Origin of the sequence: Sphingomonas sp. Leaf230 (assembly GCF_001421745.1) — a bacterium.
Classification (GTDB): Bacteria; Pseudomonadota; Alphaproteobacteria; order Sphingomonadales; family Sphingomonadaceae; genus Sphingomonas.
On the sequence record NZ_LMKW01000002.1, the window covers coordinates 13,119 to 27,951 of the forward strand.

General features: G+C 66.9%; 13 protein-coding genes. 4 read left to right on the top strand and 9 right to left on the bottom strand.

Going from position 1 to position 14,833, the window contains the following annotated elements; translation table 11 throughout:
• Positions 1 to 3: 3 nt before the first annotated feature.
• The 9 genes from ASE82_RS04890 to ASE82_RS04930 form a co-directional block, all read right to left on the bottom strand.
• A complete protein-coding gene (locus ASE82_RS04890; protein WP_235524590.1) occupies positions 4 to 1,335 on the bottom strand; it encodes an LLM class flavin-dependent oxidoreductase in 1,332 nt (443 codons plus the stop codon).
• The gene (locus ASE82_RS04895; RefSeq protein ID WP_056059786.1) at positions 1,332 to 3,866 is read right to left on the bottom strand and encodes a TonB-dependent receptor plug domain-containing protein; all 2,535 of its coding nucleotides are present in this window, start codon (positions 3,864 to 3,866) and stop codon (positions 1,332 to 1,334) included. Before ASE82_RS04895 ends, ASE82_RS04890 begins: the two co-directional genes overlap by 4 nt.
• Before the next feature lie 117 nt (positions 3,867 to 3,983).
• Positions 3,984 to 5,003, bottom strand: a complete 1,020-nt coding sequence (locus tag ASE82_RS04900) for an ABC transporter substrate-binding protein (RefSeq protein ID WP_082441241.1) — start codon at positions 5,001 to 5,003, stop codon at positions 3,984 to 3,986.
• Entirely contained in the window at positions 5,003 to 6,106 is a 1,104-nt protein-coding gene (locus ASE82_RS04905) for an LLM class flavin-dependent oxidoreductase (protein ID WP_056059730.1), read from the bottom strand. The genes ASE82_RS04900 and ASE82_RS04905 overlap by 1 nt, the downstream gene beginning before the upstream one ends.
• 28 nt (positions 6,107 to 6,134) lie before the next feature.
• Positions 6,135 to 7,370, bottom strand: coding sequence for a rhodanese-like domain-containing protein (locus ASE82_RS04910; RefSeq protein ID WP_056059732.1), 1,236 nt, complete (start codon positions 7,368 to 7,370; stop codon positions 6,135 to 6,137).
• Positions 7,367 to 7,981 carry a cysteine dioxygenase gene (locus ASE82_RS04915; protein WP_156348765.1) on the bottom strand — a complete coding sequence of 205 codons (615 nt, stop codon included), beginning with the start codon at positions 7,979 to 7,981 and terminating at the stop codon, positions 7,367 to 7,369. Before ASE82_RS04915 ends, ASE82_RS04910 begins: the two co-directional genes overlap by 4 nt.
• Positions 7,981 to 8,736, bottom strand: coding sequence for an ABC transporter ATP-binding protein (locus ASE82_RS04920; protein WP_056059736.1), 756 nt, complete (start codon positions 8,734 to 8,736; stop codon positions 7,981 to 7,983). Before ASE82_RS04920 ends, ASE82_RS04915 begins: the two co-directional genes overlap by 1 nt.
• Positions 8,737 to 8,739: 3 nt before the next feature.
• Positions 8,740 to 9,540, bottom strand: a complete 801-nt coding sequence (locus ASE82_RS04925) for an ABC transporter permease (protein ID WP_056059738.1) — start codon at positions 9,538 to 9,540, stop codon at positions 8,740 to 8,742.
• Positions 9,541 to 9,716: 176 nt separating this feature from the next.
• Positions 9,717 to 10,562, bottom strand: a complete 846-nt coding sequence (locus ASE82_RS04930; protein WP_056059740.1) for a LysR substrate-binding domain-containing protein — start codon at positions 10,560 to 10,562, stop codon at positions 9,717 to 9,719.
• Positions 10,563 to 10,769: 207 nt separating this feature from the next.
• On the opposite strand from ASE82_RS04930, the gene ASE82_RS04935 reads away from it, so the two are divergent.
• From ASE82_RS04935 to ASE82_RS04950, 4 genes are read left to right on the top strand one after another with little or no spacing between them, the layout of a single operon-like run.
• Complete coding sequence (locus tag ASE82_RS04935; protein ID WP_056059742.1) at positions 10,770 to 11,936, top strand: acyl-CoA dehydrogenase family protein; 1,167 nt, start codon at positions 10,770 to 10,772, stop codon at positions 11,934 to 11,936.
• The gene (locus ASE82_RS04940; RefSeq protein WP_056059744.1) at positions 11,933 to 12,871 is read left to right on the top strand and encodes an NAD(P)-dependent oxidoreductase; all 939 of its coding nucleotides are present in this window, start codon (positions 11,933 to 11,935) and stop codon (positions 12,869 to 12,871) included. Before ASE82_RS04935 ends, ASE82_RS04940 begins: the two co-directional genes overlap by 4 nt.
• 11 nt (positions 12,872 to 12,882) lie before the next feature.
• Entirely contained in the window at positions 12,883 to 13,719 is an 837-nt protein-coding gene (locus tag ASE82_RS04945; RefSeq protein WP_056059746.1) for a class II aldolase/adducin family protein, read from the top strand.
• The gene (locus ASE82_RS04950; protein ID WP_056059747.1) at positions 13,716 to 14,690 is read left to right on the top strand and encodes an ABC transporter substrate-binding protein; all 975 of its coding nucleotides are present in this window, start codon (positions 13,716 to 13,718) and stop codon (positions 14,688 to 14,690) included. The genes ASE82_RS04945 and ASE82_RS04950 overlap by 4 nt, the downstream gene beginning before the upstream one ends.
• The last annotated feature ends 143 nt before the right edge of the window (positions 14,691 to 14,833 follow it).

Genomic DNA, 14,833 nt, shown 5'->3' on the forward strand with positions numbered 1-14,833 from the left:
TCCTCACACGTGAAAGCTGTTGGCGGGGCGATCGAGTCCGAGATGGCCGCGCAACGTCGATGCCGCGTAGTCGTGGCGGAAGACACCCCGTGACTGGAGCAACGGCACGACGTCGCGCAGCATCCGGTCGACGCCGGCCGGCATGAACGCAGGCATGACGACGAACCCGTCGCAGGCTTCTTCGACGAGCCAGCGTTCCATTTCGTCGGCGACGGTGCGCGGGCTGCCGACCATCTTGGCGAAGGACAGGCTGGAGCCGTACCAGCGACCGAGGTCGGCGAACGTCCAGCCTTCCTCGATCGCCTTGCCGATGACGTAGTGGAAGCGGCCCTTGCTGCCCCGGATAAGGTCGCGGATGTCCGGAACGGGCTCGTCGAGCGCGTGGTCGGCGAGGTCGTAGTTCATGCTGCCCGACATGAAGCTGAGCCCCGCCAGCGGCTCGACCAGCGCGTCGAGTTCGCCGAGCAGGTCGGCGGCGGCATCGTCGCTGTCGGCGATGATCGGCACCATGCCGGGCAGGATCTTCACCGCGTCCGGCGATCGTCCGGCGGCGGCGACATCGTCTTTAAAACTGCGATATCCCGCCTTCGCACGATCGATGTCGGGGTAGACCGCGAAAACCACCTCGGCGTTGCGCGTTGCGAGATCCTGAAACGCGCCGGATGCGCCAGCCTGGATCAGGACCGGGTGGCCTTGGGGCGGACGTGGCAGCGACAGCGGGCCCTTCACGTCGAACCATTTTCCCGCATGGTCAGCGTAGTGGACCTTCGTCAGATCGCCGTAAGTGCCGGCTGCCTTGTCCGGCGCGATCGCGTCTTCCTCCCACGTGTCCCAGAGCCGGCGAACCACGTTCAGATATTCGGCGGCGCGGTCGTAGCGCGTGGCGTGATCGTAATGCTCGGTGCGGCCGAAATTATGCGCTTCGGCGTCGCTGACCGAGGTGACCGCGTTCCATGCCGCGCGGCCGCCGCTGAGATGGTCGATCGACGCAAACATTCGGGCGACGTGATAGGGCTCGGTATAGCTGGTCGAGATCGTCCCGCCGAGGCCGATACGTTCGGTCGTGACCGCGAGCGCCGATAGCAGCGTGAGCGGCTCCGTCCCGCGTGACGCGCGGTAGCGGACCGTCGTTGCGAAGTGGTTCCCGTAGAGATCATCGACCGCCAGCTTGTCGGCGACGAACAGCATGTCGAGCTTGGCGGCTTCGGCCTGTGCGGCGAGGCGGCGGTAGAAACCGAAGCCCTGGTCCGCGTCGCTCGCCTGCGGATGACGCCAGCCGCCCTGGTGAATGCCATCCGCGGTGACGAACAGCGCAAGGTGCATCTGACGGGTCACAGCGACACCCCGACGCGGGCGTAATAAGAGCCGCCACTGAGCCCGAACGGCGCGAACCCGCCATAGGCACCGCTGCCGTCGGCGGCGATCAGGCCGTTGCGATCTGGGTAGGTGTCGAACAGGTTGTTGGCGCCGACCGCGAGCGTGACGCGGTCGGTCAGGTCGTAGCCGATGTCGAGATCGGCCACCCACTTGCCGCCGAAGGTCCGGTCGCCGGTCGCGACGTTGCTGGACTCGGTGTAGCGGCCGTAGCGCGTGGCACGGGCTAGCGCGTGGACCTTACCCAGCGACCAGTCGCTGGTCAGCACCAGCTTGGTTCGCGGCAATGCCACCACGAGATCGCGCTGCGCTTGGCGGCCGAATAGCACGACGTTCAGCGAACTGAGCGCGGCGGGATTGTCGGCGATATTGAGGATCTTGGTCTTGTTGTAGCTGTAGGCGGCGCTCAACCGGAACGCACCGAGGCTCGACGTGCGCAGCGTGTAGTCGGCGACCGCGTCGATACCGCGCGTGCGCGTGTCGATCGCGTTGGTAAAGAACTGCGCGCTGTCGACGCCGGTTACCCCGTTCGCGATCAGGATGTCGCGGATCGCGGTGCCGCCGTTCGCCGCGGTACCGAGGAACTCTGTCTTGACGATGCGGTCGTCGACACGGATCTGATACGCGTCGAGCGTCAGGTGCAGCGCGCCGGCCTCGTAGGTAATGCCTGCGGTGTAGTTGAGCGACTTTTCCGGCTTCAGCGACTGCGCACCCAGCGCGATCGCCGCGGCACTGTTGACCGGCAGGAACTTCGCGATCGTCGAAACGGGCGTGTTGCCGATCACCGTCGTCGTATTTTGCGTGGTCGAGAAGCCGGTCTGCGCCAGCGCCGGTGCACGGAACCCGGTGTTGACGCCGCCACGGATCGCGAGGCCGGGTGCGAGTTCGTAGCGGGTCGAGACCTTGCCGCTGACGGTGTTGCCGGCGCTGTCGTCATAATGCTCGAACCGACCGGCCACGCCGACGAACCACGCCTCGGTGACGTTGGTCGAGAGATCGACATAACCGGCCAGATTATTGCGGCTGAGCGAGGCGGCGTCGGCGGGCGAGGTGCCGGTGAACGACACGAGGCCCGGCGACGGATAGCGGCCGCCATAGAGCTGCCCGAACGGCGTCGTTTCCACGGGGATCTGGTAGCCGCCGTTGCGGTAGCTGTCGGGCTCGCCTGCGCGCGACTGAAAGCGTTCCCAGCGATGCTCGGCGCCGATCGAGATCGACAGTGGCTTGGCGAGGCCGATCGATACGTCGCGGGTGACGTCGAGATTGTTGACCCACAGGTCCTGGATCTGCGTGCCCATATAGAAGCTCGTCGGGCTGGTCGGCCCGATCGAGGGGTTCAAGGTGTTCTCCGAGCCGAGCCAGACGCGGTCGCGCCCGAAGCTCGAACTCAGGTCCCAGGCCCAGCCGGCAAGCTCGCCCTTCGCACCACCGGTTAGCTGGAAATCGGTTTCCTTGATCCGGCGATAGGCCTGAAAGCCGGTCGGGTAGAGCTTGGGCAAGACGTTGAGGCCGTTGGTATTGGCTTGGCCGCCAAAGCCGGTGGGGGAGGGGATATACGCGCCGCGCGCGTCCCTGATGTCGCGGTAGCTGAGCGTCGAGAAGCTGTAGAGCCGCAGCGTATCGCCGACCGGCAGCTCTGCATTGTAAGACCCGTTGATCATCTTGTCGCGGTTCGACCGGCCATAACCGCCGGCATAGACATGATCGAGCGTCGCCTCGCGCGGGTCCGGCTGGCCGTTCACCAGCGGCAGGATCCGCGGCACGGCGTCGGCCGAAGAGTCTGCGCGATCATGGTATTTCGCTTCGACCGCTGCGCGGAAGAACCCGCCTTCGCCGAGGGCTGTGCCGTAGCTCAGATCGGTCTGTAGCAGCGGCGCACCCTTCGAATATTGCTGGCCGCCGGTGATCGAGAAGCGGCCGCCCTTGGGTGCGTCGTCGAGGATGATGTTGATGACGCCGGACACCGCGTCCGAGCCATATTGCGCGGCGGCGCCGTCGCGGAGCACTTCGATGCGGCCGACCGCGTTGGTCGGGATCAGGTCGATATCGACCGGGGTCGAGCCACCTGAGATGCGCGAGAGGTTGTTGATCAGCGAGGTGGTGTGGCGCCGCTTGCCGTTGACCAGCACCAGCAGGTAATCGCCCGAGAGCCCGCGGATCGCGATCGGCTTGACGCTCGCCGAGGTACCACCGCCGCCGAGCGCGGGCATCGTCAGCGAGGGCACGATGTTGCCGAGAATCTCCTTCAGCCCGGTGCGGCCGGTCGCCTGCAACTCGCGTCGGCTGATGACGTCGATCGGCACCGGGCTGTCGGCGACGGTCCGCGCCTGGCCACCGCGGACGCCAGTCACGACGATCGTGTCATCGGCGCCGCCGCCTGTATCGGGCGTGGTCAAGGTCGTGGCGGCCGCAGGCGGTGCCTCTTGCGCGAAGGCGGGTGGAGCGAACGTCGCGAGGGCGACACCGGCGAGTAGGCGGGAAGTCGATGTCATGATGATGTCCGTGAGCAAGGCGCGCGTCTCCGGTCCCGCCGAAGCGGGGGCGCGCGAGATAAAAAGCGATTGGTCGGGCGGCGGGGGCTGCTGGCGGGTCAGGCCTGCATTCGGAGCTTACCGCGCATTGTTCGTCCCCTGATCGAGCGGGAGATACGCATCGTCGAGCGGCCGATTGCCGGCCAGCGCGCCGGCAGTGCGGAACTGCGCCACCACGTCACGCTCCTCGGCCTTTACCGTCGCATCGACTGGTACTCGCGCCATCGGCAGATGCTTGGCGTGGAACAGCGCGATCGTCAGCGGCAGGCCGGTTTCCCTAGCGAGCACTGCGGCATAGGCATCGGGATGCGCGCGCGCCCAGTCGAGCGCACGGGTTTCGCGTTGCAGGAAGTCCTTCAGGATCGCCTGCTTGCTGACCGCAGTGGTCGCGTTCGCAGCATCGAAGGCATAGCCGCTGAGATAATCGGCGCCATCCGCGACGACCCGAGCGCCCTGCGCCAACGCCGCTCCGCTATAGGGCGACCAGATCGACCAGGCATCGATCGAGCCGGTGTCGAATGCCGCCTTGGCATCGCCGGGCGCAAGGAAGGTGAGGAGCACGTCGGTGGGCTTGAGCCCCTTCGCGTCGAGTGCGCGGAGAAGAAGGTAGTGGCCGACCGAGCCGCGGGTCGTAGCGACCCGCTTGCCGCGTAGCCCGCCTGCATCGACGATCCGCGAGCGCGCCGGCACCAGGATCGCGAGGCTGTCCCGCGGCCGCGAGGTGGCGGATTGCACGGCCACCGCCTTGATCGGGCTGCCACTCTGGTAAGCGAACTGGAACGGTGCGTCGCCGACCATCCCGACATCCACCGCGCCCGCGCCGATCGCCTCCAGCAAATTCTGCGCGGCGGGGAATTCGGACCATTCGATACGGTAGGGTGCGCTGTCGAGCGCACCAGATGCGAGCATCAGCGCCTTGGTGCCGCCGCGCTGGCTGCCGACGTGCAATACATCGCCGCTTGCGGTGCCGCGTCCCAGCCACGCGTACAGGCCTGCCGCTAGCACGGCCGCGAGCAGTAACGGCCACCATCGCTTCAGGCCTTCCTTGGGCGGGGGTGGCGCCGAAGCCACCCCTTCGTCGTCCGTCCAGTTCGGCATCAGCCTACCGCCCGCTGCGGCTCGACGAGGTCGCGTTCGGCATCGCGTGCGGCGATCAGTTCGTGGACGACCGGCAGCAGGTCGCGGCCATAGTCGATCGCGTCCTGCAACGGTTCGAAGCCGCGGATCAGGAAATGGTCGATGCCGAGGTCGTAATAATCGAGCATCGCGTCGGCGACCTGCTCCGGCGTGCCGACCAATCCGGTCGAATTGCCCTGTGCGCCGCCTAGCGCCGCCACGCCCGTCCAAAGGCGTTTGTCCACGCGGTAACCCTGGTTGGCGGTATCGAGAAGCCGCTGCGAACCGGCGTTCGGTGGGGCGTGACCGCTGGTCGCGGCACCGGCCGACACGCGCAGATCACGGACCTTTTCGACGATCTGGTCGGCTTTCTTCCATGCCGCTTCCTCGGTGTCGGCGATCACCGGGCGCAGCGAGAGCGAGAAACCGGGGCTGCGGCCATAGCGCGCGGCGGCGTGGCGGATGGTGCCGACCGCCTCGCGCACCTGCGCCTGCGTCTCGCCCCACAGTGCGTAGACATCGGCATGGCGCCCGGCGACGTCGATCGCGGCGGGCGACGATCCGCCGAAGAACACGGGCAGGTTGGTCGGCTTGATCTGGCTGAACGCCTGGCGGACGTTGTAGAAGCGCCCGTCATGATCGAACGGCGTGGCCGACGACCATTCCTGCTTCAGGATCTCCAGATATTCGTCGGTGCGCGCGTAGCGATCGTCCTTCACCGAATGATCGCCGTCGCGCGCCATCTCGCTGTCCGCGCCGCCGGTGATGATGTGGACCGCGACGCGTCCGCCCGAGAGCTGGTCGAGCGTCGCCAATTGCCGCGCGGCGAGCGTCGGCTGGGTGAAACCGGGGCGGTGCGCGATCAGGAAACCGAGCTTGGTCGTGATCGCGGCGGCGTGGGCGGCGACGATCTGGCTTTCGGGGCTGTCGGAGCCGAACGGGATCAGCACGCGGTCGAAGCCGCCCTTTTCCTGCGCGATCGCGGCAGCCTCGACATAGGCCTTGTCGAGCCCGCGCGCCTTGCCGACGCCGTGGATCTCGGACGCGTCGTTAAAACCGATATAGCCGATGAACTTGACGGGCATGACGTGTCTCCTGTGGTATTCGAGGAAATTAGATGACGTAGAAGCCGTGCGTGCCGTCGCGCGCGAGCTGGTCGACCAGGCCGTATTCCCAGTCGAGATAGGCCTGCATCGCCGCGGCGGCGTTGTCGGTGCCTTCGTAAGGGCGCTTGTACCGGTGCGCGGGGTCGCCCGGCGGGATGGTCGGGCCGGGACCGGTTTCGAGGTCGCCCCCAGTGCCATTGGCGAACCCGCCATCGAGCACGAACACCTCCCAGCCGAGCTGTGCGAGCCACGACGCGGTCATGTCGGCTCTGGCGCCGATATCGTCGGCAAGGACGATCCGCGCACCGCGAACCGGCGCGGCGATGTCGGTTTCCTGCACCAGCTGTCCGCCGGGATAGGACCGGAAGCCGGCGATGTGGCCGGCGACATATTCGTCGGGGCGGCGCACGTCGAAACGGTAGAGCGTGCGGCTGGTGTCGCGTTCGAGCACCGCAAGCTCGGCGGGCGTCAGGCGTTTTACACCCGCGCGGTAGGCGACGGCGCGGGCGGTGGCGGCGGTCTCGTCGCTTTGTCGAACTTCCGGCGCAGGGCGGTCGCTGCCGTGCGCCAGCGACTGGCCGGCGAGCGTCCAGCCGATCGTGCCATTGCGCAATGCAACGACGCGGTTGGGGATGCCGGCGTTGATCAGCGACTGCGTGCCGATGATGCTGCGCGTGCGGCCGGCGCAGTTGACGATGATCGTCGTGTCGGGATCGGGCACCGCCTCTGCGACGCGCAGCACGAGTTCGGCGCCCGGCACGCTGGTCGAGCCGGGGATGTTCATCGTCGCATATTCCTCGAACCGGCGCGCATCGAGGATCGCGATGTCGGCCTTCTCCTCGATCAGCGCGGCGACGTCCTCGGCGGCGAGCCACGGCGTGTGGCGGCGCGCCTCGACCAGTTCGCCGAACGCCTTCGAGTAGGAGTTCACGTCCTCGAACACTTCGAAGCCTGCCGCCCGCCAGCCTCCAAGGCCGCCTTCGAGGGTGGTAATTTGGGTGTAGCCGAGCGCTGTCAGCGCTTTGGCAGCGGCGGGCACATAGCCTTCGCCCTCATCGTACAGGACGATCGGTACGTCCTTGCGCGGGAGGCGGATCGTCGCTTCCAGGTCGATGCGATCGAAGGCGAGATTGGCGGCGAACAACGGGTGTCCGGTTGCGAACGCGGCTTCGTGACGGACGTCGAGCAGCGCGATTTCATGCCCGAGCAGCAGCGCGGTGCGGATCTCGGTGGGGGTGGTCATGCGGTGGCTCCCGAACGGTCCCAGAGGTTCGGCAGCACGGCGTTGGCATAGCCCGACACGAACCGCTTTGGGGTGCCCGCCGCGTCATAGATCGCGCGTTCGACCGCGCCGATATTGCTGCCGTAAAGGTGGATGCTGATCGATACGCGGTCGTCGAACGCGTTCGATACGCGGTGGATGTCGCCGACCGAGGGCGAGACGGCCTCGACTTCGCCGGCTTCGAGCCGCTCGATCGCGCCGACCGCGTGCAAGCCACCATCCGGGTAGCGCGCGAACCGTTCGGATAGCTCGGCACCGCGCAACACACCGACGAGGCCCCAGACGCGGTGATCGTGGATCGGCGTGGCCTGTCCCGGTCCCCAGACGAAGCTGACGACGGAAAACCGCTCGCGGCTGTCGCAATGGAGGAGGTATTGCGAGTAACGATCCGGGTTTGGGGCGGCGTAGGCTTCGGGCAGCCAGTCGTCGTGCGCGACCAGCCTGCCCAGCGCCGCGCTGCCTTCCTCGAGCAGCGAGCGTTCGTCGCGGGTGCGGTCGAGCAGCGTGCCGATTCCGGTGACGAAATCGCGCAGACGATCGAGGCGTGGGCGGTGTTGTACGAGGCTCGCCATCATTCGGCCTTCACGAAGGGCAGGGGCTCGTCCCGTTCGACGCCCAGCGATCCCAGCAACCGCTCGCGCAACGCCGTCGCGATCCCGGTACGTTGTCCGCGCGGGACCGAGATGCGTTCCTCGACGACGATCCGCCCGGCATCGAGCACCAGTACCCGGTCGGCCAGCGCGATCGCCTCGTCGACGTCGTGCGTTACGAGCAACACGGCGGGCTTGTGCGCGCGCCACAGCGCCATCACGAGGCCATGCATCTTGACGCGAGTCAGCGCGTCGAGTGCTGCAAACGGCTCGTCGAGCAGCAGCAGTTTTGGTTCGCGAACCAGCGCGCGGGCGAGCGCCACACGCTGTGCCTCACCGCCGGACAGCGTCAGCGGCCAGACGTCGAGCCGGTGGCCGAGACCGACTTCACGCAGCGCCGCCTCTCCACGGTCGCGCACGTCCGGGCCCTTCAGTCCGAGCCCGACATTGCGCCACACGCGCTTCCACGGCAGCAACCGCGCATCCTGGAATACGACGGCGCGAGAGGTCGGGATCGTCACGTCCTGCGCATCGGCGGTATCGAGTCCCGCGAGCGTCCGCAGGAGCGTGGTCTTGCCCGATCCGGAGCGGCCGAGGAGCGCGACGAACTCGCCCTGCGCGATCTCGAGATGCAAATTGTCGAGGACGGTGTTCGTGCCGAAGCTGCGCGAGAAGCGCGAGAGCTTGACAACGGGTCGGACCGGCTGCGGCATCGGAATGATGTGCGAGATGGTCATGGTTCAGGCCTCCACGAGCTTGGGGCGCCACGCTAGCGCACGGTCTTCGATCAGGCGCACGGACTGGTCGGCGGCGAGGCCGAGCCCGGCATAGACGAGCAGGCAGACGACGATGATGTCGGTCCGCATGAAATCGCGCGCGTTGTTGATCAGGAAGCCGAGACCTGCCGAGGCGTTGATCTGTTCGGCGACGACCAGGATCAGCACGGCGACGGAGAAGGCGTAGCGCAGGCCGACCAGCAGTTGCGGCAACGCGGCGGGCAGGACGATGTCGGTGACGATCTGCGCGCGCGACAGGCCGAAGCTGCGCCCCGCGTCGATAAGCCGGACATCGACTCCACGGATGCCGTTGTAGAGGTTGAGATACACGGGAAACAGCGTCGCGAACGCGATCAGCGCGATCTTGGGGGTCTCGCCGATCCCGAACCAGACGATGAACAGCGGCGACAACGCGAGCGCGGGCAATGTCCGCAGCATTTGCACGGGCGAGTCGACCGCTGCCTCGCCCTCGCGGGTGAGGCCGGCGACCAGTGCAAGGACGATGCCGAGACTGACCCCGATCACGAGGCCCGCCGCCGCACGACCGAGCGATACGGCGAGGTTGGCGGGCAATTCGCCCGACACGATCATGCCCCACAGCGTCCCCAACACCTGCGAAGGCGCCGCCAATGTACGGGTGGGGATCAGGCCGATCCGGGACGCCGCTTCCCAGGCCAGCATGAGCGCCATCGGCGATACCCAGCGGCTACGCTGGAGCCTGCTCTGCCATGATCGGCTGGTGGATCGTTGGGACGTCTTCGCCATGGACAGCCTTTCGGACGCTCGTTTTCCAGAGCGCCTTCAATGCGTCTTCAATTCCTATCGGTTCAATAGAGAATAGCTTGCCAGCCTTATGAGCGATGCAAATACGAGCCTAAAACCGCATCGATCTCAGCAGGTTAGCAGACCGGGAAAGAAAGCCTTTGCGGTCGTGAAGAGCGTCAATCCGCGCTGGCGGATTCGACGATCGAACGAAGGACGACGTCGTGGAGCCGGTCGAGTACCGGATGACGCGTGTCGTTGATGCGCAGGACATAGGCGACGCGGGGCAGCGCGGGGAGCCCGTCGTGGATCTGCGGATCGAGCCCCATCAAGGCGTCGGTTCGACAGGTTATACCGATCCCGCCGGTCACCGCCGCGCGCAGGGCTGACAGGCTCGGCGTCTCCAGGACGATCCGGTAGGGCCTGCCCGCCGCCTCCAGCGCGACGATCGCGGCATCGCGAAACCGGCATGGCTTCTGGAGCACCGCCAGAGGCAGGATCGCTGCGGACATCAGGCGCGGATTGCCGAGCCAGTGCATGTCGGCGGTGGCGACGGCGGCCTTGTCGGTGTCCTCGCCGATGCACAGGACGATGTCGAGGCGGTCGGTCGCGAGCAGATCGAGCAGTTCGGCCGACCCCGCGACGCGAACGTCGAGCGAGGCGTCGGGGTTGCTGGATGCAAACACCGACAGGACGCCGGACAACAGCGTCTCCGCGAAATCCTGTACGAAACCGATCCGTGCGGGGCCGGCGAGGCTGCCGTCGCCAAGTGCTGCCAGCGCACGATCGTTGACCGCGAGCAGGTCGCGCGCGTGCGGCAGGAACCGTTCGCCCTGCACCGAGAGGACGAGCCTGCGTCCTTCGCGCCGGAACAGCGCGACCTGGAGCAGTTCCTCAAGGCGTTTCATCTGCAGGCTGAGCGCGGACTGGCTGACGAACACGCGGTCCGCGGCACGGAGCATCGAGCCGGCATCGACGATCGCGACGAAGCTGCGCACGACGTCGGTGGGAATGTTGACGGCCATGATCAGTCCTAGAAGCCAGGCTCATATGCGTTAGCAGACAATCTACATTGATTCGATGGGAAATGAAGCGCTCCTTGCTGCGGGAAGGAGCGCAGCCTTGGTACATCCTAATTCCGGACCCGGATCGCAGCACGGCAGCCTTGCGCCGTGCGCGACCGATCGTCTTCACGTGAAGCCGCTGGACGACCTGACCGGCATGGTCCTGCAATGAGTGCGCAACTCCTCTCGATTGCGCCGCAGGGGCCGACGCTTGATTTGGATGCGATCCTGCCGGGGGTGACGGCCGCGTTCGCTGCAACCGCCGCACAGCATGACCGCGCCGGCACGTTGCCGGTCGAGAACTTCGCGCTGCTGCACCGTCACGGCCTGCTCGTGCTGACCGCGCCGCGTCGGCTCGGCGGTGGTGGCGGCGATCTGGCGGAGGCGCGGCGCGTGATCTCGTCGGTCGCGCGCGGCGAACCGGCGACCGCGCTCGTCCTGACGATGCAGTATCTGTTTCACGCCGGGCTCGACGATCGGTCCGGCTTCTCGGAGACGCTGAAAACGCGTGTCGTCGGCGAGGCGTTGCGCGATGGCGCGCTGATCAATGCGCTGCGAGTGGAGCCGGACCTGGGCACGCCGGCGCGGGGCGGGCTTCCCGGCACGATCGCGCGGCGCGCGGCCGAGGGTTGGCGGCTCGACGGACGGAAGATATTCTCGACCGGCTCGACCGCGCTGACGTGGATGGTGGTCTGGGCGCGTTCGGACGATGCCGAGCCGCTGGTCGGCGGCTGGCTGGTGCGCGCCGATACGCCGGGCATCCGGATCGAGGAGAGCTGGGATCATATCGGGCTGCGCGCGAGTGCCAGTCACGACGTCGTGTTCGAGGATGTACTGGTGCCGTTCGATCAGGCGCTCGAACCCAGGCCGGTCGGCAAGCAGCCGCCCTATTCCGCCGCGTTCGCCAACTGGTCGGCGGTGCTGACATCGGCGATCTATGACGCCGTCGCACGGAATGCGCGCGACTGGCTGGTCGGCTGGCTGATCGATCGCAAGCCGACCAATCTCGGTGCGTCGTTGTCGACCTTGCCGCGGTTCCAGGAGGTGGTCGGGACGATCGACGGATTGTTGTTGCAGAACCGACTGCTGCTTGATGCGGGCACGAGCGGCGCAACGAGCGGGCTGGAGGCGGGGCTGGTCAAGCACCTCGTCACCGAGAACGCGATCGCCGCGGTCGAGAAGGCGATCGCAGTGACTGGCAATGCAGGACTTACGCGACACAATCCGCTGGAGCGGCACTTACGCGACGTGTTGTGCGGCCGCATCCATACGCCGCAGGGCGATGTCGTGCTGGGCAGCATCGGTCGCGCGGCGTTTGCGGAGCGTGGGGCGTGACACGAGTCCAGGTCGTTAGCCAGTTGCCGGCGCTCTTCAACGACGCCTTCGCAGCGTCGACGCAGGCGGCGGAGATCGTCAGCATCGCGCCCGGATCGGCCGGGCTCGCGCATGGCCCGCAAGTGCTGATCGCCGCACCGTTCCGACGGCCGGGCGATGCGTTCCCGGCGCGACCCAAGGGCTGGCCGTTCGATCTGCGCTGGATCCAGCTCGTCTCGGTGGGCATCGATTTCTATCCGGATTGGCTGTTCGAAGGACCGGTCGTCACCACCGCGCGCGGGGCGTCGGCGATCGCGCTGGCGGAGTTCGCGCTCGCGGCGATCCTGGCCGAGGCGAAACATCTCCCCGACATCTGGATCCGCGATCGGAAAGACTGGGTCGCCAAGCCGCTCGCGACCGTCGCCGGCACTACGCTCGGGCTGATCGGGTTCGGGGCGATCGGCGAGGCGCTCGCCCCGCGCGCGCAGGCGCTGGGGATGCGGGTGATCGCCACGCGTCGCTCGGACCTGCCGCTCGCAGCGGATGTCGAGCGTGCCGATCCCGCGACGATCTTCGCGCAGGCCGACCACGTCGTCCTCGCCGCGCCCGCGACCGCGCAGACCGAGCGGATGGTCGACGCGAAACTCCTGTCGCTGGCCAAGCCGAACCTGCACCTGATCAACATCGCGCGCGGCATCCTGATCGACGATGATGCGTTGCTCGCCGCGCTGGACGAAGGGCGGGTCGCGCACGCGACGCTCGACGTTACATACCCGGAGCCGCTGACCGCCGGGCACCGCTTCTACACGCACCCCCACGTCCGCCTGTCGCCGCATACCAGCGTCCACACGACCGAGACGCGCCGCAACCTTTCGCTGAGTTTCGCCGCCAATCTCGATCGCTTCCGCCGCGGGCAACCGCTCGACGGCGTGGTGGATCGCGCCCGTGGCTATTGAGGAGACAGACGATGACGGACCCGCTTCCCCTGCGACGCAAGGAGCCGAACGAGACTGCGATCGTCGAGGCGCTGTTGCCTGAGTTCGGGTCGTCGGTGATCCCGGTCCACGCCGATCCCGCGGTCGAGCGGCTGTATCGCAAACAGCGCTTGGCGGCTGCGTACCGGCTGTTCGGGCGCAACGGCTACGACATGGGCGGGGCGGGGCACATCACGGTGCGCGATCCCGAATGGCCCGATCATTTCTGGGTCAACCCGTTCGGCGTGCATTTCGGACGGATCAAGGTGTCGCACCTGATGCTCGTCAGTCACGAAGGCGTGGTCGTCGAGCCGCCCACGGGCGTACCCGCTCGGCTAAACCGTGCGGCGTTCGCGATCCATTCGGAGCTGCACAAGGCCCGGCCCGACGTGATCGCGGCGGCGCATTCGCATTCCTTGTACGGCAAGGCATGGTCGTCGCTCGGTCGACTGCTCGATCCGCTCACACAGGATTCAGCGGCCTTCTACGACGATCACGCGCTGTTCGAGGAATATAGCGGCGTCGTGCTCGACGCGAGCGAGGGCCAGAAGATTGCGCACGCGCTTGGTCATCGGAAGGCGGTGATCCTCCAGAACCACGGCATCCTGACGGTCGGTCATTCGGTCGAGGCGGCGGTCTGGCGCTATCTCGCGATGGAGAATGCGTGCCAGGCGCAGTTGCTCGCCGAGGCGGCTGGCACGACCAAGCCAATGTGCGAGGCCGTCGCGCGGCACACCGCGTCGCAGGTCGGCACGGAGGTTGGCGCGTTGTGGGCGTTCCAGCCCTATTGGGATGTGATCGTCTCGCAAGAGCCGGACCTGCTCGATTGAGCGCGCTGGTTTCCCGCCGCGCGGTGATCGGGGGCGCGCTGGCCTTGTCGGCGTGCGGACGCGGGGGTTCCAAACCGGTCGCGCTGAAGGACGTCACGCTCCGCGTCGCCACCTACAAGGGGCAGATCGACTCGTTCTTCGCGCAGGCCGGCGAAGCCGCGCCGCCCTATACGGTGAGCAAGGCGCTGTTCGCGGGCGGCAACCAGATCGTCGAGGCGATCAACGCCGGCGCGATCGACTTCGGCGGGATGAGCGAGATACCGCCGATCTTCGCCGCCGCTGCGGACCCGCTGTTCCGGCTGATCGCGGTGCAGCAGTACGACGTGAACAATCAGGTGGTGCTGGTGCCGGGCGGTTCGACCATCCACGATGCGGCGGGTTTGCGCGGCAAGCGCGTCGGCTATGTTCGCGCGACCACCTCGCATTACATCCTGCTGCGCCTGCTCGACGAGGCAGGCCTCACGTTCGCCGACGTCGTGCCGATTGCGCTGTCGCCATCGGACGGACTGACCGCGTTCCAGCAGGGGCGGCTCGACGCATGGGTTATCTACGGCGTGCAGGGCAGTCTCGCCCGGTCGACCGGCGCGCGCGTGCTCGCCACCGGCAAGGGGAGGTTGTCGGGCAATTACGTCGTCGCGGCGTCGACCGCCGCGCTCGCCGATCCGCTCCGCGTCGAAGCCATCGGCGACTATCTCGCCAAGATCGCGCGGACCTTCGCATGGTCGGTGGCCAACCCCGCGGCCTGGGCGATAGCACTCGCCAAGGATACCGGGGTTCCCGAAGCGATCTGGCTCCAGCAGTTTCGAGAGCGCAGTTCCGATCCCCGCATAGTGCCCGTCACCGATGGGGCGATCGCCTCGCAGCAACAGGTTGCGGACCGGTTCGCGACGGCAAAGGTGATTCCGGCGAAGGTGGATGTCCGTCCGCTCTGGTCGGCCGCACTCAATGCACGGATCGGGAAGATATACTGAAGAACAGGCAATGATACATATGTGTATCCACGAACAATCGGTAGTTTGGGACCGGATACCTAAAGCAACTCGTGCGAATACCGGATCGACTCCATAGTTCAGCGACATAATAAGGGGTCGCATTGATGGGTCGTACTACACGG

What these genes read in the sequence shown, in the direction of transcription:
- ASE82_RS04920 (WP_056059736.1), bottom strand. Translation starts at nt 8,736, where the DNA reads ATGACCATCTCGCACATCATTCCGATGCCGCAGCCGGTCCGACCCGTT.
- ASE82_RS04925 (WP_056059738.1), bottom strand. Translation starts at nt 9,540, where the DNA reads ATGGCGAAGACGTCCCAACGATCCACCAGCCGATCATGGCAGAGCAGG.
- ASE82_RS04930 (WP_056059740.1), bottom strand. Translation starts at nt 10,562, where the DNA reads ATGGCCGTCAACATTCCCACCGACGTCGTGCGCAGCTTCGTCGCGATC.
- ASE82_RS04915 (WP_156348765.1), bottom strand. Translation starts at nt 7,981, where the DNA reads ATGGCGAGCCTCGTACAACACCGCCCACGCCTCGATCGTCTGCGCGAT.
- ASE82_RS04900 (WP_082441241.1), bottom strand. Translation starts at nt 5,003, where the DNA reads ATGCCGAACTGGACGGACGACGAAGGGGTGGCTTCGGCGCCACCCCCG.
- ASE82_RS04905 (WP_056059730.1), bottom strand. Translation starts at nt 6,106, where the DNA reads ATGCCCGTCAAGTTCATCGGCTATATCGGTTTTAACGACGCGTCCGAG.
- ASE82_RS04895 (WP_056059786.1), bottom strand. Translation starts at nt 3,866, where the DNA reads ATGACATCGACTTCCCGCCTACTCGCCGGTGTCGCCCTCGCGACGTTC.
- ASE82_RS04935 (WP_056059742.1), top strand. Translation starts at nt 10,770, where the DNA reads ATGAGTGCGCAACTCCTCTCGATTGCGCCGCAGGGGCCGACGCTTGAT.
- ASE82_RS04945 (WP_056059746.1), top strand. Translation starts at nt 12,883, where the DNA reads ATGACGGACCCGCTTCCCCTGCGACGCAAGGAGCCGAACGAGACTGCG.
- ASE82_RS04910 (WP_056059732.1), bottom strand. Translation starts at nt 7,370, where the DNA reads ATGACCACCCCCACCGAGATCCGCACCGCGCTGCTGCTCGGGCATGAA.